The organism is Variovorax gossypii (assembly GCF_003965815.1).
GTDB lineage: Bacteria > Pseudomonadota > Gammaproteobacteria > Burkholderiales > Burkholderiaceae_C > Variovorax > Variovorax gossypii.
In genome coordinates this window covers 170,305-187,810 of record NZ_RXOE01000004.1, presented here as the reverse complement: position 1 = coordinate 187,810, position 17,506 = coordinate 170,305, and the positions used below count along the sequence as shown (strand labels likewise).

General features: G+C 68.6%; 13 protein-coding genes. All 13 read left to right on the top strand.

The genetic code is table 11. From position 1 onward, the window contains the following. The first annotated feature begins 38 nt into the window (after positions 1-38). Complete coding sequence (locus tag EJP69_RS17645) at positions 39-1,367, top strand: extracellular solute-binding protein (RefSeq protein WP_126471799.1); 1,329 nt, start codon at positions 39-41, stop codon at positions 1,365-1,367. A 25-nt stretch (positions 1,368-1,392) separates the two neighbouring features. After that, the gene (locus EJP69_RS17640; RefSeq protein ID WP_093197641.1) at positions 1,393-2,298 is read left to right on the top strand and encodes an ABC transporter permease subunit; all 906 of its coding nucleotides are present in this window, start codon (positions 1,393-1,395) and stop codon (positions 2,296-2,298) included. Positions 2,299-2,322: 24 nt separating this feature from the next. Then, on the top strand, positions 2,323-3,243 hold the full coding sequence (locus EJP69_RS17635) for an ABC transporter permease subunit (protein WP_093301959.1): 921 nt from the start codon (positions 2,323-2,325) through the stop codon (positions 3,241-3,243). 20 nt (positions 3,244-3,263) lie between these two features. Beyond that, a complete protein-coding gene (locus EJP69_RS17630; RefSeq protein WP_126471797.1) occupies positions 3,264-4,025 on the top strand; it encodes a glycerophosphodiester phosphodiesterase family protein in 762 nt (253 codons plus the stop codon). Then, complete coding sequence (locus tag EJP69_RS17625) at positions 4,022-5,584, top strand: alkaline phosphatase D family protein (RefSeq protein WP_126471795.1); 1,563 nt, start codon at positions 4,022-4,024, stop codon at positions 5,582-5,584. The genes EJP69_RS17630 and EJP69_RS17625 overlap by 4 nt, the downstream gene beginning before the upstream one ends. A gap of 107 nt (positions 5,585-5,691) precedes the next feature. Next, positions 5,692-6,702: an aldo/keto reductase gene (locus EJP69_RS17620; protein WP_126471793.1), complete on the top strand. Its 1,011-nt coding sequence runs from the start codon at positions 5,692-5,694 to the stop codon at positions 6,700-6,702. A gap of 294 nt (positions 6,703-6,996) precedes the next feature. Beyond that, positions 6,997-8,472 carry an efflux transporter outer membrane subunit gene (locus EJP69_RS17615; RefSeq protein WP_126471791.1) on the top strand — a complete coding sequence of 492 codons (1,476 nt, stop codon included), beginning with the start codon at positions 6,997-6,999 and terminating at the stop codon, positions 8,470-8,472. A gap of 4 nt (positions 8,473-8,476) precedes the next feature. Beyond that, entirely contained in the window at positions 8,477-9,715 is a 1,239-nt protein-coding gene (locus EJP69_RS17610; protein ID WP_126471789.1) for an efflux RND transporter periplasmic adaptor subunit, read from the top strand. Continuing rightward, positions 9,712-12,885, top strand: a complete 3,174-nt coding sequence (locus tag EJP69_RS17605) for an efflux RND transporter permease subunit (RefSeq protein WP_126471787.1) — start codon at positions 9,712-9,714, stop codon at positions 12,883-12,885. Before EJP69_RS17610 ends, EJP69_RS17605 begins: the two co-directional genes overlap by 4 nt. A 74-nt stretch (positions 12,886-12,959) precedes the next feature. Next, positions 12,960-13,667, top strand: coding sequence for a heavy metal response regulator transcription factor (locus tag EJP69_RS17600; protein ID WP_126471785.1), 708 nt, complete (start codon positions 12,960-12,962; stop codon positions 13,665-13,667). Next, positions 13,664-15,061, top strand: a complete 1,398-nt coding sequence (locus tag EJP69_RS17595) for a heavy metal sensor histidine kinase (protein ID WP_126471783.1) — start codon at positions 13,664-13,666, stop codon at positions 15,059-15,061. The genes EJP69_RS17600 and EJP69_RS17595 overlap by 4 nt, the downstream gene beginning before the upstream one ends. Before the next feature lie 139 nt (positions 15,062-15,200). Continuing rightward, on the top strand, positions 15,201-16,139 hold the full coding sequence (locus EJP69_RS17590; RefSeq protein WP_126471781.1) for a VTT domain-containing protein: 939 nt from the start codon (positions 15,201-15,203) through the stop codon (positions 16,137-16,139). A gap of 127 nt (positions 16,140-16,266) precedes the next feature. Further along, positions 16,267-17,505, top strand: a complete 1,239-nt coding sequence (locus tag EJP69_RS17585; RefSeq protein ID WP_126471779.1) for an MFS transporter — start codon at positions 16,267-16,269, stop codon at positions 17,503-17,505. Position 17,506: the final 1 nt, after the last annotated feature.

Below are 17,506 nucleotides of genomic sequence, written 5' to 3'. Positions count from 1 at the left end.
GCACCACCGACCGATCCCTCGACTCCAAGGAGACCGCGATGAACTTCCAACGACGCAGCACCCTCGCCACGCTCGCCATGTCCTCGATGCTCTGGCTCGGCGCGAACGCCCCCGCAGCCGCCGAACCCGTGCAGATCCAGTGGTGGCATGCCATGGGGGGCACGCTCGGCGAGCGCGTCGACGAGCTCGTGAAGAACTTCAACGCATCGCAGCAGAAGTACGTGGTGGTGGCCGTCAACAAGGGCAACTACGACGAGGTCATCAACGGCACCATCGCCGCCTACCGCGCCAAGCGCGCGCCCCAGCTGGTGCAGATCTACGAGCGCGGCTTCATGACCATGCTGCTGTCCGACGCCACCATGCCGGTGCAGGACCTGCTCGACCAGCGCGGCTACAAGGTCGACTGGGCCGACTTCGTGAAACCCGTGGCGGGCTTCTACAGCTACAAGGGCAAGCTCATGACCATGCCCTTCAACTCCTCGTCACCGATCCTCTGGTACAACAAGACGCACTTCGAGAAGGCCGGCTTCGCCAGGCCGGCCGAGACCTGGCAGGAACTGGAGAAGCAGCTCTACACCATCAAGCAGAAGGACATCTCCGCCTGCGGCTCGGTGCTAGCGGGCGACTACCACTGGAGCCTGCTGGAGAACTACAGCGCCATCAACGACCTGCCGTACGCAACCAAGGCCAACGGATACCAGGGGCTGGACACCGAGTTCGTCTACAACAAGACCTCGGTCGTCTCGCAGGTCGGGCGCATCAAGAAGTGGATCGACGACGGCGTGATGCAGATCGCCGGCCAGGGCCTGAGCCCCGAGCAGCTCTTCACCTCGGGCAAGTGCTCCACCTTCTTCGCCTCCACGGCGGCGCACAGCGGCATCGAGCGCGAGGCCAAGATCGACTGGAGCGCCACCTACCTGCCGTGGGAGGAGGGCAAGCAGCCGAAGAACAGCACCATCGGCGGCGCGTCGCTGTGGGTCATGAAGGGGCAGAAGCCGGCGGAATACGACGCCGTGGCCGCCTTCCTCGACTACCTTGCCAAGCCCGAGACGCAGGTCTGGTGGCACAAGTCCACAGGCTACGTGCCCCTGAGCAACAAGGCCTACCAGCTGGCGAAGTCGCAGGACTACTACAAGCAGCACCCCACGCGCGAGATCGCGATCCTGCAGCTCACGCGCGGCACGCCCACGGTCAACTCCACGGGCTTTCACTTCGGCAACTTCACGCAGACCATGATGGCGCAGCGCGAGGAGTTCGAGAACGTGGTGGCCGGCAAGAAGACGCCGCAGGCGGGCATGGACGACGCCGTGAAGCGCGGCAACGAGATCCTGCGCCAGTACGAGAAACTGAACAAGGGCCGCTACTGAGCAGGCACGCAGGCAGGGCAATTCCATGGCCGGACCCGAAGCAGGACTGAAACGCGCGCACTTCAAGGACGTGCGCCTGCCGGTGCTGCTGCTCCTGCCGCAGCTCGCGATCCTGCTGTTCTTCTTCTTCATTCCGTCGTTCCGCGCGCTGGGGCAGGCCTTCTTCCTGTCCGACCCCTTCGGCAACACGGTGCACTTCGTCGGCTTCGACAACTTCGTGCAGCTGCTGCGAAGCGCCAACTACCACGAGTCGGCGCAGGTCACCGTGGTGTTCACGGTGCTGCAGAACCTGCTGACCATCGCCGTCGCGCTGGTGCTGGCCTTCGCCAGCGACCGCGTGATTCGTGGGCGCGGGGTGTACAAGGCCATCATCCTGCTGCCGTATGCCATCGCGCCGGTCATCGCGGGCATCCTGTGGGCCTTCCTGTTCAACCCGGCGGTGGGGCCGCTCGCGCACGTGCTGCATGCGCTGGGCTTCGCATGGGACCCGAACCGCGTGGGCTCCGACGCGATGATCCTGGTGATCCTCGCGGCCTCGTGGAAGCACGTCTGCTACGACTACATCTTCCTGCTGGCCGGGCTGCTCGCGGTGCCGTCCTCGCTGCTCGAGGCCGCGGCCGTCGACGGCGCGGGGCCGCTGCGGCGCTTCTTCACCATCGGGCTGCCGCTGCTGATGCCCACGATGTTCTTCCTGGCCGTGATGAACTTCGTCTACGGCTTCTTCGAGATCTTCGCCATCGTCGACGCAGTCACCGGCGGCGGTCCCGCGGGCGCCACCAACGTGCTGGTCTACAAGGTCTACACGGACGGCTTCGTCAACCTCGACCTCGGCTCCTCGGCGGCGCAGTCGGTCATCCTGATGATCTTCGCGCTGCTGATGACGCTGCTGCAGTTCCGCTACGTGGAGCGCCGCGTGAGCTACGACATATGAACCCCGAACGGAAAGCCGCGGCACATGGTTGAACGCGCCCCCATCCTCGACGGCATCTGCCACGCCATCCTGCTGGTGGGCGTGGCCTTCGTCTGCGTGCCCCTGTACCTTGCCTTCGTGGCCGGCTCGCTCACCATCGGCGAAGTGCAGCAGGTGCCGCTGCCCTGGCTGCCCGGCGACCAGTTCGTGCAGAACCTGCGCACCGCGTGGACGCAGGCCAACTTCGGCCGCCTGTTCCTCAACTCGTTCATCGTGGCGGTGGGCATTACCTTCGGCAAGATCGCGGTGTCGCTGCTGTCGGCCTTCGCCATCACGTACTTCCGCTTCCGATTCCGCATGACGGCCTTCTGGCTCATCTTCGTGTCGCTGATGCTGCCGATCGAGGTGCGCATCTCGCCAACCTACGAGTCGGTCGCCAATGCGGCGCTGCCGGTGCAATGGCTGGTGGAGACGTTGCACCTGTCTGACGCTTGGAACGCGGTGACAGGGCACAGCATCGACATCCAGCTGCAGTGGAACATGGTCGACACCTACCCGGGGCTGATACTGCCGCTCATCGCATCGGCCTCGGCCACCTTCCTGTTCCGCCAGTTCTTCCTGACGGTGCCCGACGAACTGTGCGAGGCCGCGCGGATCGACGGCGCCTCGCCCATGCATTTCTTCTGGACCATCCTGCTGCCGCTGTCGCGCTCGAACATCGCCGCGCTGGGCATCATCCTGTTCCTCTACGGATGGAACCAGTACCTGTGGCCCTTGCTCTTCACTACCGAGAAGGACATGGCCACCGCCGTGATCGGCCTGAAGCACCTGATCCCGCGTTCCGATTCGCAGCCGGCCTGGAACGTGGCCATGAGCGCGGCGCTGCTCACCATGCTGCCGCCGATCCTGGTGGTGATCGCACTGCAGCGCTCGTTCGTGAAGGGGCTGGTCGACAGCAGCAAATAGAACGGAAGGACAATGCCGCAATGATCATCGTGGGACACCGTGGCGCTCGCAACCTCTGGCCGGAGAACAGCCTGAGCGGCTTTCGCCGCCTGATCGCATCGGGCGCCGACGCGGTCGAATTCGACGTGCAGGAAACGCGCGACGGCACGGCCGTGGTCATCCACGACCCGCTGCTCGACCGCACTACCGAAGGCTCCGGCCCGGTGCGCGAGCGCATGGCCGCCGAGGTGCTCGCCACGCGGCTGCGCGAAGGGCAGGGCGATCCCGCCGGGCCCGGCGCGGACAGGGGCGAATGCGTGCCTTCGCTGATCCAGGTGCTGCGGCTGTTCGCGCCGACGCGCATGGAGCTGCACGTGGAGATCAAGACCGACGCGGCCGGCGAGCTGCCTGCCGGCGCGGTCGCACGCATCGTGCGGGCGCTGCACGACGCCGGCGTGCAGGAGCGCAGCATCCTGACCTGCTTCGTGCCCGAGGTGCTGGCGCAGGTGCGCGAGTGCTGGCCGGGCGCGCGCGTGCTGGCTTCGCTGGACCATCGCTCGGCCGAGATGCTGGGCGGCATCGGCCGCGCGCTGGCGCGCTATGCGGCGCTGCCCGGGTGCATCGTCGCCGTCGAGAAGAAGCTGCTGGCCGCCACGTGGTCGCAGTGCCTCGGAGCGCTGGGCTCCGAGCGTCTGGGCGCGTGGGTCATCAACGAGCCCGACGAGATCGCGCACTGGCTCGCGATGCCCATCCGGCAGATCACCACCGACAGGCCGGACCTGGCCATGGCGGCACGCGGATGACCGGCTTTCCCGTCTCGCGCAGGCGCTTGCTGTGCACCGGCCTGGCGGCCGCGTCGCTGGGCCATCCTTTCCTGCGCCTGCAAGCGCAGCCGGCGACGACGACATCGCGCGACCCGTTCACGCTCGGCGTGGCGTCGGGCGTTCCGCGAGCCGACGGCTTCGTTCTCTGGACGCGGCTGGCGCCCGAGCCACTGCAGGGCGGTGGCATGGGCGATGCGCCGGTAGAGGTGCGCTGGGAAGTCGCCGACGACGAAGGCTTCAGGCGCGTGGTGGCGAAAGGCACGGCCACGGCCACGGCCGAATTCGCCCACTCGGTGCACGTCGAGGTGGCAGGCCTTTCCCCGGGCCGCTGGTACTGGTACCGGTTCACCGCCGGCGGCGCACGCAGCCCCGCCGGCCGCACGCGCACCGCGCCGGCCGATACCGACGAGTCCGCGAAGCCGCTGCGCTTCGCCTTCGCCTCCTGCCAGCACTACGAGCAGGGCCGCTACGCCGCCTACCGCGACATGGCCGCGCAGCCTCTCGACTTCGTGGTGCACCTGGGCGACTACATCTACGAAAGCTCCCGCAACTCGCATCAGGTGCGGCGCCACGAGGGCGGAATTCCAACGCAGCTTGCCGAGTTCCGCGACCGCTACGCGCTCTACAAGGCCGATGCGCAGCTGCAGGCCGCGCACGCCGCCTTCCCCTGGCTCGTGACCTGGGACGACCACGAGGTCGCCAACGACTACACGAACGACGTGTCGCCACGCACGGCAGACCCCGCGCAGTTTCTTGCGATCCGCGCGGCTGCCTACCAGGCCTGGTACGAGCACATGCCCGTGCCCGCCAGCATGCGCCCGCGCGGCGCCGATGCCCTCATCTACGGCCGCCACCGCTTCGGCCGCATGCTCGACCTGCTGCTGACCGACGGGCGCCAGTACCGCTCGCATCATGTCTGCCTCGCGGGGCGCAGCGCCTCGCCATTGGCCGACTGCGCCGACCGGCTCGCGCCCGAGCGCAGCCTCTTCGGCGCGCAGCAGGAGGCCTGGCTGGCGCGCGAACTCGCCGCGCCGCCCGCGCGCTGGACCGTCGTCGCCCAGCCCACGCTGCTCGCCGAGGCCGACCGCAAGCGCGGCCCCGAGCACGGCTACTGGATGGACGGCTGGGACGGTTACGCCGCAGCCCGCGCGCGCCTGCTCGACGCGCTGGCCGAACACAAGGCACGCGGCGGCAACGCGCTGGTGGCCAGCGGCGACGTGCACGCCTTCTGGGCGGCCGACCTTCGGCGCGGCGATGCGCGACAGGGACCGCTGGTCGCGACCGAATTCGTCGGCGGCGCCATCACTTCCGAAGGGCCGAGCGCCGCCAGCGTGGCGAACATGCTCGCGAAGAACCCGCAGCTGCGCTACGGCCGGGCCGACAAGCGCGGCTACGCGCTGATGACGCTCGATGCGCGCGGCGCCGCGGTCGAGTTCCGTGCGGTGGAAGACGAGAGGACGGCCGATTCGCCGGTCGGCACCATGGCCCGCTTCTCGGTCGAGCGCGGCGCGCCCGGTGTGCACGCCGAAGGCACCTGAAACCTCGCTCGCCTGCAGGGTCGCGCGGTCGTGCCTATGATGGCCGCCGCCCCCTCCACCCCATCCCTCATCCCATCTCCTTCCCTCCCGAGCGAGAACCGAACACCATGAGCCTTCCCACCACCCGCCTGGGCCGCACCGGCCTCACCGTCTCCCGCCTCGCCCTCGGCACCATGACCTTCGGCCTGCAGACCGACGAGGCCGTGTCGCACCAGATCCTCGACAAGGCAGCCGAAGGCGGCATCAACTTCCTCGACACCGCCGACGTGTATCCGCTGGGCGGCACCATCGAGACGGCAGGGCGCACCGAGGAAATCATCGGCAACTGGCTCGAGAAGCAGGGCCCCTCGGGCCGCCGCCGCTTCGTGCTGGCGACCAAGGCGGTCAACAAGGTCGGCCCCAACAGCTGGGACCAGGGCGCCTCGCGCAAGCACCTGCTCGACGCCATCGACGCCTCGCTCAAGCGGCTGAAGACCGACCACGTCGACCTGTACCAGCTGCACATGGACGACCGCGAGACGCCGCTGGAAGAAAGCCTGGAGGCGCTCGACACCATCGTGAAGTCGGGCCGCGCGCGCTACATCGGCGTGTCGAACTTCCTGGCCTACCGCCTCGCCCGTGCGCTGGGCAAGTCCGACCTGCTGCGGCTCACGCGCTACGTGTCGGTGCAGCCGCGCTACAGCCTGCTGTTCCGCGAGATCGAGCGCGAGCTGCTGCCGCTGGCGGCGGAAGAGGGGCTGGGCGTGATCCCCTACAACCCGCTGGCCGGCGGCCTGCTCACCGGCAAGTACAAGCCCGGCGGCAAGCCTGAGGAAAACACCCGCTTCACGCTCGGCACCGCCGGCGGCATGTACCAGGACCGCTACTGGAACGAGCGCAGCTTCAACACCGTGACGCAGCTGCACAAGCTGGCGGACGAAGCCGGCGTGCCGCTGGCCACGCTGGCGGTGGCCTGGGTGATGGCGAACCCGCTCATCACCGCGCCGCTGCTCGGTGCCAGCCGCCCCGACCAGCTCGAGGCGACCATCGCGGCCGCCGAATACAAGCTCGATCCGGCGCTCAAGCAGAAGCTGGACGAGCTGACCGCCGAGTACCGCAAGGGCGACGCCCCGCGCTGAACGGCTCTTCTCCTTCCCCCGCTGGGGGAAGGCCGGGATGGGGGCAGGCCTTCGAACAAGCGCCGTGCTCAAGTTGGCGCCGTCGTGCCCCCACCCCGACCCTCCCCCAGCGGGGGAGGGAGGAAAACCAGGAACACCGTGGAACCGGCTTCGCCGGGCCGCAGGTGTTGCCCCCGGAAGGGGGTGGGCGAAGCGACACGAAGTGCGCGCAGCCTGGGGGAGAGCCGAAACTGTCAGAACTGTCAGTTAGTCGACAGCGAGGGGTTTGATGGGGGTGCCTAGAGTGCCCTCATCATGGCCCTACCAGACGCATCTCTTCTTTCGCGCACGGCCCTGGCGCTGGCCGTCGCGCTACTCGCGGGCTGCGCCGTCGGCCCCGACTACGTCCGCCCGCAGGTGGACGTGCCCGCCGCCTTCAAGGAAACCGGCGGCCCCTGGAAGACCGCCGCACCGCAGACCATCGACGCCGACCACCCCTGGTGGGAGGCTTACGGCGACAGCACGCTCAGCTCGCTGATTGTTCAAGCCAACGCGGCCAACCAGAACATCCGCGTCGCCGAGGCCCAGTACCGCGAGGCACAGGCCATCACCGCGGCGGCGCGTGCCGGCTTCTTCCCGACCGTCGGCCTCAACGCCGGCGCCACCCGCGCCCAGAGCAACAGCACCGGCACCCTCAAGCTCGGCACCACCGACACCCTCGGCCTTGCCGCGAGCTGGGAGCCCGACATCTGGGGCGCGGTGCGTCGCTCTGTCGAGGCCGGCAACGCGAGCCAGCAGGCCAGCGCCGACGACCTCGCCGGCGCGCGGCTCAGCATCCAGACCACGCTGGCGCAGGACTATCTGCAGATCCGCGTGATCGACCTGCAGCGCGACCTGTACGCCAGCACCACCGCCGCCTACGCCAAGGCTCTCGAGCTCACGCAGCACCAGTACGCGGCCGGCACCGTGCTGCGCTCCGACGTGGCGCTGGCCGAGAGCCAGCTCAAGACCGCGCAGGCCCAGGCCGTCGATCTCGACGCGCAGCGCAGCCAGCTGGAGCACGCCATCGCGGTGCTGACCGGACAGGCGCCCGCGTCGTTCTCGCTGCCGCCGCTCGAGACTTCGTCGCAGGCGCCCACGGCCGAGTCGCTTTCCTCGGCCGCTGCGCTGCACGTGAAGCTGCCGGTCACGCCCGCCGGCCTGCCTTCAGAGCTGCTGGAGCGCCGCCCCGACATCGCCGGCGCCGAGCGTCGCGTGCAGGCGGCCAACGCCAACATCGGCGTGGCCAAGGCCGCCTACTACCCGCAGATCGTGCTCAGCGCCAGCGGCGGCTTCAGCGCAGCCACCTTGGGCACGCTGTTCAACACGCCCAGCCGGGTGTGGTCGCTGGGCGCTGCGCTGGCGCAGACCGTGTTCGATGGCGGCCTGCGCAAGGCCCACACCGACCAGGCCGTGGCCGCCTACGACGTCTCCGTCGCGCAATACAAGCAGACCGTGCTCGCGGGCTTCCAGCAGGTGGAAGACAACCTCGCCACCCTGCGCGTGCTCGACAACGAATCCGCGCTGCAGGCCGACGCCGTGCGCGCCGCGCAGCTCGCCGAGCGCATGGCGCTGAGCCAGTACCGCGCCGGCACCGCCACCTACCTCAGCGTGGTGACGGCGCAGACGCTCTCGCTCACCAACCAGCGCACGGCCGCGCAGGTGCTCGGCCGCCAGCTGGCCGCCAGCGTCTCGCTGATCGCGGCCACGGGCGGCGGCTGGAACGCCGCCACAACGACTTCCGGGAATTGATGCCATGACGACCCCAGACACCACCACGACGCACCCCCTGTACCAACGCCGATCCACCTGGCTCGCGGCCTCCGCGCTCGTGCTTGTGCTCGGCGGCGGCGCCTGGGCGCTCACCCATCACGCGGCCAACGCCGCCAAGCCCGACGCACCGAAGACGCCGCCCGTTCAGGTGACCACCGCACGCGTCGCCACCCAGACCGTGCAGGTCTACCGCTCCGGCATCGGCACCGTTGCCTCGATGGCCACCGTCACCGTCAAGGCGCGCATCGACGGCCAGCTCGACAAGATCGGCTTCGTCGAGGGGCAGGACGTGAAGGCCGGCCAACTGCTCGCCCAGCTCGACCCGCGCACGCTGCAGGCCCAGCTCGCGCAGGCACAGGCCACCAGGGCAAAGGACCAGGCCACGCTGACGAACGCCCGCGCCGACCTCAAGCGCTACACCACCTTGATCGCGCAGGACGCGGCCACGCAGCAGCAGGTTGACACGCAGAAGGCCCTCGTCAACCAGCTCGAAGCGGCGGTGCAGAACGACGCGGCCCAGGTGCAGTACGCCGAGGTGCAACTGAGCTTCACGCGCATCACTTCTCCGATGAACGGTCGCGTGGGTGCGCGGCTGGTGGACCCGGGCAACATCGTGCATGCGGCCGACACCAACGGGCTGGTCGTCATCAACCAGATCGACCCCATCGCCGTGCAGTTCACGCTGCCCGAGGACGCGGTGCAGGACATCAACCGCGTGCAGCAGCAAAGCAGCCAGCCGCTCTCGGTGGTGGCCTACGACCGCAGCGGCACGCAGATGCTGGGCACCGGCAAGCTGATATTGCTGAACAACCAGATCGACACCACCAGCGGCACCGTGCAGCTCAAGGGCAGCTTCACCAACCCGCAGCACACGCTGTGGCCGGGCCAGTACGTCAACGTGCGGCTGCAGCTCGACCGCAGGGCCGATTCGCTCACGCTGCCCGCAGCCGCCGTGCAGCGCGGCCAGGACAGCACCTACGTCTGGGCTGTAGACGCCGAGAACAAGGTCGCCAACGTGCCGGTGCACGTGGTGCAGATCGCCGACGGCACGGCCGTGATCGACAAGGGCCTGGAGGCCGGCCAGCGCGTGGTGGTCGACGGCCAGTACAAGCTCAAGCCCGGCGCCACCATCGTCGAGCCGCCGCCGGCCGCGAAGAGTGCCGTCAAGGACGCCGTGAAGGATGCGGCGAAGGTCGCCACCAGCAGCGGGAGCAGCAATTGAGCATCTCCGCCGCATTCATCAAGCGCCCCATTGGCACCACGCTGCTGGCGCTGGCCATCCTGCTGGTCGGCGCGGCGGTTTTTCCGCTGCTGCCGGTGGCGCCGCTGCCGCAGGTCGACTTTCCGACGATCCAGGTCTCGGCCAACCTGCCGGGTGCCAGCCCGGAGACCATGGCCTCCAACGTGGCCCAGCCGCTGGAGCGGCAGTTCTCGCTGATCGCGGGGCTGTCGCAGATGACCTCGACCAGCGGCCTCGGCTCCACCCAGATCACGCTGCAGTTCGACCTCGACCGCAGCATCGACGCCGCCGCGCTCGACGTGCAGGCCGCCATCAATGCATCGACCGGCCAGCTGCCCGCCAACCTGCCGAGCCCGCCGACCTTCCGCAAGGTGAACCCGGCCGACGCGCCCATCCTCATTCTCTCGGTGCAGTCGAAGACGCTGCCGCTCACCGAGGTGAACGACTACGCCGACAACATCCTCGCGCAGCAGATATCGCAGATCTCGGGCGTGGGCCTGGTCAACATCGGCGGCGTGCAGAAGCCGGCGGTGCGCATCCAGGTCGACCCGGCCAAGCTCGCCGCGCTGGGCCTGAGCCTGGAAGACGTGCGCACCGTGCTCGCCTCGGCCACCGTCAACGCGCCCAAGGGCACCATCGACGGGCCCAACCAGAGCTTCACCGTCTATACCAACGACCAGCTGCTGAAGGCCAAGCCCTGGAACGACGTGGTGCTGGCCTACCGCAACGGCGCGCCCATCCGCGTGAGCGACCTGGGCGTGGCAGTCGACGGCCCCGAGAACGCCAAGATCGCCGGCTGGGCCTATGCCGGTGCCGCCGCGCCCGAGGGCAGCACCGTGCAGAACGGCCGCTCCATCGTGCTCGCCATCACCAAGCAGCCGGGCGCCAACGTCATCGAGACGGTGGACCGCATCAACGCCGCGCTGCCACGGCTGAAGGCTTCGATCCCGCCGACGGTGGACGTCAACGCCATCATCGACCGCACGCAGACCATCCGTGCCTCGGTGAAGGACGTGGAGTTCACGCTGCTGCTGACCATCGCGCTGGTGGTGGGCGTGATCTACGTGTTCCTGCGCAACGTGCCGGCCACGCTCATTCCCAGCGTGACGGTGCCGCTCGCGCTGCTGGGCACGGTGGCGGTGATGTACCTGCTGGGCTACAGCCTCGACAACCTGTCGCTCATGGCGCTGACCATCGCGGTCGGCTTCGTGGTGGACGACGCCATCGTGATGCTGGAGAACATCTACCGCTACGTGGAAGAGGGCATGTCGGCGGTCGAGGCCGCGTACAAGGGGGCGGGCGAGATCGGTTTCACCATCATCTCGATCTCGGTGTCGCTGGTGGCGGTGTTCATTCCGCTGCTGCTCATGGGCGGCATCGTGGGGCGGCTCTTTCGCGAGTTCGCGGTGACGGTCACGCTCACCATCGTGGTGAGCGTGGTGATCTCGCTCACGCTCACGCCCATGCTGTGCTCGCGCTTTCTGAAGAACGAGCACGGCAGCAAGCACGGGCGGCTCTACCAGTTGTTCGAGCGCGGCTTCGACGCCATGCTCGGCGCCTACAAGCGCGGGCTGCACGTGGTGCTCGACCACCAGTTCATCACGCTCATGACCTTCATCGCCACGGTAGCGGCCACGGGCGTGCTCTTCGTGTTCATTCCCAAGGGCTTCTTCCCGCAGCAGGACACGGGCTTCATCTCGGGCTTCGCCGAGTCGGCACAGGACGCCTCCTTCGCCTCGATGAACGCCCGCATGATCGAGCTGGCCGACGTGGTGCGCAAGGACCCGGACGTGACCGGCTTCGGCATGAACGGCAGTTCGTCCACCTACAACACCGGCAACTTCTTCATCAGCCTGAAGCCGAAGGACGAAGGCCGCACCGCCACCGCCGACGAGATCATCACGCGCCTGCGCCCGCAGCTGGCCAAGGTGCAGGGCGTGAACCTCTTCCTGCAGGCGGGCCAGGACATCCGCGTGGGCGGTCGGGCCTCGCGCACGCAGTACCAGTACACGGTGACCGATGCCAACCTCGACGAGCTCAACACCTGGGCGCCCAAGCTGCTGGAGCGCTTCAAGCAGCTGCCCGAGCTCACCGACCTGGCCACCGACCAGCAGAACGCCGCGGCCTCTGCCGTGCTCACCATCGACCGCGACCGCGCATCGAGCTTCGGCATCTCGCCGGCCACCATCGATGCCACGCTGTACGACGCCATCGGCCAGCGCCAGGTGGCGCAGTACTTCACCCAGCTCAACAGCTACCACGTGGTGCTCGAAGTAACGCCCGCGCTGCAGCAGGACCCGGCGCTCTTCAGCAAGCTGTATCTCAACTCGCCCATCACCGGCCAGCAGGTGCCGCTGTCGACCTTCGTGAAGGTGGACACCAGCAAGACCGCCTACCTGTCGATCAGCCACCAGGGCCAGTTTCCGGCCGTGACCATCTCGTTCAACCTCGCGCCGGGCCATGCGCTGGGCGACGCGGTGAACGCCATCAACAAGGCCCAGGCAGACATGGGGCTGCCGCAGTCGCTCACCGGCTCGTTCCAGGGCACGGCGCAGGCGTTTCAAGACTCGCTGGCCACGCAGCCCTACCTGATCGCAGCGGCGCTGGTGGCGGTGTACATCGTGCTGGGCCTGCTGTACGAGAGCTACATCCACCCGCTAACCATTCTCTCGACGCTGCCCTCGGCCGGCGTGGGCGCGCTGCTGATACTGATGGCGGGCGGCTACGACCTGAGCGTGATTGCGCTGATCGGCATCATCCTGCTCATCGGCATCGTGAAGAAGAACGGCATCATGATGATCGACTTCGCGCTCAAGGCCGAGCGCGAGCAGGGCATGACGCCGCACGACGCCATCTACCAGGCCTGCCTGCTGCGCTTCCGCCCGATCATGATGACCACCATGTGCGCTCTGCTCTCGGGCCTGCCGCTGATGCTGGGCCACGGCTCGGGCTCCGAGCTGCGCCGGCCGCTGGGCTACGCGATGGTCGGCGGGCTGATACTCTCGCAGGCGCTCACCCTGTTCACGACGCCCGTGGTCTACCTGTACCTCGACCGCGCCCACTACTGGTACATGCGACGCAAGGAAGCGCGCAAGGCCCGCAAGGCCGCGAAGGAAGGCAAGGCTCCCGTGCCTGCCGAGGTGCACGGATGAACGCGGGTTGATGCCGGTTGATGCTGGCTGATGCCGGAAGGGGTGGAGACGAAGACAAGAAGGCAGAAAGCGCCATGAAGATCCTGATAGTCGAAGACGAACTGAGAACCGCGGACTACCTCTCCAAGGGGCTGACCGAGCAGGGCTGCGCCGTCGACATGGCACACAACGGAATCGACGGCCAGCATTTAGCGCTCACGCACGAGTACGACGTGATCGTGCTCGACGTGATGCTGCCGGGCCAGGACGGCTTCTCGGTGCTGCGCGCGCTGCGCGCCGTGAAGCAGACGCCGGTCATCATGCTCACTGCGCGCGACCGCGTCGAAGACCGCATCAAGGGCCTGCACGAAGGGGCCGACGACTACCTCGTCAAGCCTTTTTCCTTCCTCGAACTGCTGGCGCGGCTGCAGGCGCTGAACCGGCGCGGCCGCAAGCAGGAGCCGATGCAGCTTCGCATTGCCGACCTGCAGATCGACCTGCTGGCGCGCAAGGCTTTTCGTGGCAGTGGTGGGGGCAGCACCCGCATCGACCTCACGGCCAAGGAGTTCGCTTTGCTCGCGGTGCTGGCGCGCCGTCAGGGCGAGATCCTCTCGAAGACCGCCATCGCCGAGCTGGTGTGGGACATGAACTTCGACAGCAACACCAACGTGGTCGAGGTGGCCATCAAGCGGCTGCGCGACAAGATCGACGTGCCCTTCAGCCCGAAGCTGCTGCACACCATCCGCGGCATGGGCTACGTGATGGAGGTACGCGAGAGCGGCGGGGAGGGCGTGGCGCCGTGAAGCGCTCCATCACCGCGCGGCTGGTGATCATGTTCGCGGCCGTGGCGCTCGCGACCTTCGCGCTGGCCGGCTTCGCGTTGCACAACGTGCTGGCGCGCGAGCTGGAGCGGCATCAATACGAGGAGCTCGACACCACGCTCAAGAGCCTGCAGTTCTGGATCAAGGCCATCGGCAGCCCCGAGCGCTGGTCGCGCGTGCAGGCGCGCATGGACGCGCTCACGCCCGAAGACGGCAGCGTGCGCTTCTGGGTGCTCAGCGACGATCCGCGCTTCCAGTACGGCAAGGGCCTGGCCGAGATCGACGGTCTCACGCGCGAGGCCAACGGCCACACCAGCGTCGTCGAGCTGCCGGGGCAGGAGCGGCCGTTCCGCACGTTATCGGTTCACATCGATCCCTTCGAGCAGCGCCCGGCCGTGCGCCTGATCGTCGGGCGCAACACCGAGCCCTATGCGCGCACGCGCCAGGCCTTTTTGAGCGCGCTGGTCGCGTTCGGGCTGGGCGCGGTGCTGGTGGTGGCCTTCGCGGGCTACTGGATCGCGCGGGTCGGGCTGCGGCCGCTGGAGCGGCTGTCGAAGGAGGCGCAGGCGCTGCGGCCCAAGACGCTGTCGCAGCGGCTGCGCGCGGAGCCTCTACCGGTAGAACTCTCGGCGCTGGCCGAGGCCTTCAACGGCGCGCTGAGCCGGCTGGAAGAAGCCTACGGCCAGCTCGAATCGTTCAACGCCGACGTGGCGCACGAGTTGCGCACGCCGCTGGCCAACCTCATCGGCAGCACCCAGGTGGCGCTCTCGCGCCAGCGCAGCGCGGGCGAGTTCCAGGAGGTGCTGCAGGCCAACCTCGAAGACCTGGAGCGGGTGCGCTCCATCGTCAACGACATGCTGTTCCTCGCGCGGGCCGACCGCGGCGAGGTGGCGACAGGGCTGGTGCTCACGCCGGTGGCGCAGGAGGTGCGCAAGACCATCGAGTTCTTCGAGTTCGTGCTCGACGAGACGCGCGCGCAGGTCGTCATCGAGGGCGATGTGCTGGCCGAGGCTCGGCTGGAGAGCGCGCTGTTCCGCCGCGCCATGTCGAACCTGCTGCAGAACGCCATCGAGCATTCGAAGCCGGGCGCGCGTATCACCGTCACGCTGCGCGAGGAGGGCGCGGCGACCTGGATCACGGTTTCGAACCCCGGTGCGCCCATCGACGGGCAGCATCTGCAGCACCTGTTCGACCGGTTCTACCGTGTCGACGAGGCGCGCAACGACGGCGGCGAGCACCACGGCCACGGGCTGGGGCTGGCCATCGTGAAGGCCGTGGCGAGCATGCATGGCGGGCAGGTCAGCGCGTCGAGCGAAGGGGGCCTGAATACCTTCGGCTTCAGCGTGTCTCGCACCCCCGAAAAAACCGCCGGGTGACGCTGGTTGATGCCGGCTGGAGCCATCCGCCAATGGCCTGTGCCCGGTACGTTCTTGGGCCATGCCCGAGAATCGCTGCCGGCATGAACAGCACGCAACCTCCGCAGATTCCGCCCGCATCCGGGCCACAAGGGCAGCCATGGCGCAACTGATGTCCCTGCTCGTGCAGAACGCGATCCTGGTGGTTTTCGCCGCCAGCTTCGCCGCGCGGCTGGGGCTGCCGGTGCCGGCGGCGGCGGTGCTGGTGCTCACGGGCGCGCTGCTCGCGGCGGGCGATGTCTCGGTGGCCGGCGTGGTGCTGGCGGCCGTCATCGCCAACCTGCTGGGCGACGGGGCGTGGTTCTATGCCGGGCGGCGCTTCGGCTACCGCTTCATGCGGCTGCTGTGCCGCATCTCCCTTTCACCCGACTCCTGCGTGCGGCGCGGCGAATCGCTGATCTCCGACTGGGGCGGGCTCTCGCTCGTGGCCGCCAAGTTCGTGCCGGGCGTGTCGGTGGTGGCACCGCCGATGGCCGGGGCGCTGGGCATGTCGGTGCGGCGCTTCATCGGCTTCGACATTGGCGCGGCGCTGGTCTGGACCGGGCTCTTCCTCGGGCTGGGCTGGGTGTTCCGCAACCAGATCCAGGAAGTACTGGCCATCATGGCGCAGGCCGGCGGCGTCGCCACCGCCGCGCTGGCCGTGGTGCTGCTGGTGATCCTGGCGGTGCGCTACTGGCGCCGGCGCGCCTTCATGCGGCTCACGGGCATGCCGCGCATCTCGGTAGAAGAGCTGCACGAGCTGCTGAGCGGCGAGGAGCCTCCGCTGGTGATCGACGTGCGTGGCAAGGCCGGCGTGCAGGTCGACCCGCGCCGCATTCCGGGGGCGCAGGCCTACACGCTCAAGGCGCTGCAGCAGCGCAGCCTCGACCTGTCGCATGCCAACGGTCGGGTGGTGGTGCTGTACTGCAACTGCCCCAACGAGGTGTCGGCCGCACAGGCCGCGCGCGTGCTGCTGGCGCGCGGTGCGCGGCGGGCCTTGCCGCTGACGGGCGGGCTCGATGCCTGGGTGGCCTCGGGCAGGCCGACCACGGTCGACTGAGGCGTAGTTGTCCCGAGGGCCTGCACAAGGCCCACGCCAGCAGAAACCGGCTGCGCGTGCTAAGGTGCCCGGCCTTCGGGTTAACCCTGAATCCAGCCTTCTCGCAACCGGCAACCGGGATTCCTCCGTGTCCTCTTCATCCTCCACGGCCCCTGCGGCCCACGCTGCCCATCCTTCCGCCCCGGGGCTCACGCCCGCGCTCACGCTCGTATTCGCCGTCGCCTGCGGCCTTTGCGTAGCCAACATCTACTACGCCCAGCCGCTGATCGGCCCCATCTCCGACACGCTGCAGCTGCACGCCGGCCTGGCCGGGCTCATCATGACGCTCACCCAGCTCGGCTACGGCGCCGGCCTGCTGCTGCTGGTGCCGCTGGCCGACGTGGTCGAGAACCGCAGGCTGATCCTCGGCGCGCTGTTCGGCGCGGTGATCGGGCTGGTCGGCATTGCGCTCTCGGGCTCGGCCGTTACCTTCCTGGCGGCTTCATTCGTGGTGGGCACGTGCGCCGTCGCGGCACAGGTGCTGCTGCCTTTTGCTTCGCACCTCGCGCCCGAGGCCACGCGCGGCAAGGTGGTCGGCAACATCATGGCCGGGCTGCTGGGCGGGATCATGCTGGCTCGGCCCTTCGCCAGCGTGGTGGCCTCTGCGCTGGGCTGGCGCGCGGTGTTCGGCCTGTCGGCCGTGCTGATGTCCTCGCTCATCGCCGTGCTGTGGCGCGTGCTGCCCCGGCGGCACCCGCATGCCTCGGTGGGCTATGCGCGCACCATGGCCTCGCTGCCCGGCATCGTGTGGAACACGCCGCTGCTGCGCAGGCGCAGCCTCTACCAGGGAATGATGTTCTCCGGCTTCCAGGCCTTCTGGACGGCCGTGCCGCTGGCGCTGGTGCACGAGTTCGGCATGGGGCAGGGCGGCATCGCGCTGTTCGCACTGGCGGGTGCGGCAGGCGCATTGCTCGCGCCCGTGGCGGGCCGGCTGGCCGACAGGGGCTGGACTCGGGCCGCCACCGGCTGGGCCATCGTCGTCGCGCTGCTCTCGTTCGTGCTGGGCGCCGTCTCCATGCACTACCACTCGCTGGCCGGGCTGGTCGCGGCCGGCATCCTGCTCGACGGCGCCGTGCAGCTGTGCCAGGTGCTCAACTTCCGCAGCCTGTTCATGCTTGCGCCCGAGTTGCGCGGCCGCATCAACGGGCTGTTCATGACCTTCATCTTCATCTGCGCGGCGGTGGCCTCGGGCATCGCGGCCGCCGTGTATGCCTTCCACGGATGGGGCGGGTTGTGCCTGCTGGGTGGCGGGTATGTGCTGGTGGCGCTGCTCTACTACGCGACGGAGTTCAGGCGGGCATCGGTGCCTGCTGCCGTCGGCGGCTGAC

Excerpts from the sequence above, each read along its gene's own strand:
- EJP69_RS17645 (WP_126471799.1), top strand. The coding sequence starts at position 39 with ATGAACTTCCAACGACGCAGCACCCTCGCCACGCTCGCCATGTCCTCG.
- EJP69_RS17640 (WP_093197641.1), top strand. The coding sequence starts at position 1,393 with ATGGCCGGACCCGAAGCAGGACTGAAACGCGCGCACTTCAAGGACGTG.
- EJP69_RS17635 (WP_093301959.1), top strand. The coding sequence starts at position 2,323 with ATGGTTGAACGCGCCCCCATCCTCGACGGCATCTGCCACGCCATCCTG.
- EJP69_RS17630 (WP_126471797.1), top strand. The coding sequence starts at position 3,264 with ATGATCATCGTGGGACACCGTGGCGCTCGCAACCTCTGGCCGGAGAAC.
- EJP69_RS17625 (WP_126471795.1), top strand. The coding sequence starts at position 4,022 with ATGACCGGCTTTCCCGTCTCGCGCAGGCGCTTGCTGTGCACCGGCCTG.
- EJP69_RS17620 (WP_126471793.1), top strand. The coding sequence starts at position 5,692 with ATGAGCCTTCCCACCACCCGCCTGGGCCGCACCGGCCTCACCGTCTCC.
- EJP69_RS17615 (WP_126471791.1), top strand. The coding sequence starts at position 6,997 with ATGGCCCTACCAGACGCATCTCTTCTTTCGCGCACGGCCCTGGCGCTG.
- EJP69_RS17610 (WP_126471789.1), top strand. The coding sequence starts at position 8,477 with ATGACGACCCCAGACACCACCACGACGCACCCCCTGTACCAACGCCGA.
- EJP69_RS17600 (WP_126471785.1), top strand. The coding sequence starts at position 12,960 with ATGAAGATCCTGATAGTCGAAGACGAACTGAGAACCGCGGACTACCTC.
- EJP69_RS17590 (WP_126471781.1), top strand. The coding sequence starts at position 15,201 with ATGGCGCAACTGATGTCCCTGCTCGTGCAGAACGCGATCCTGGTGGTT.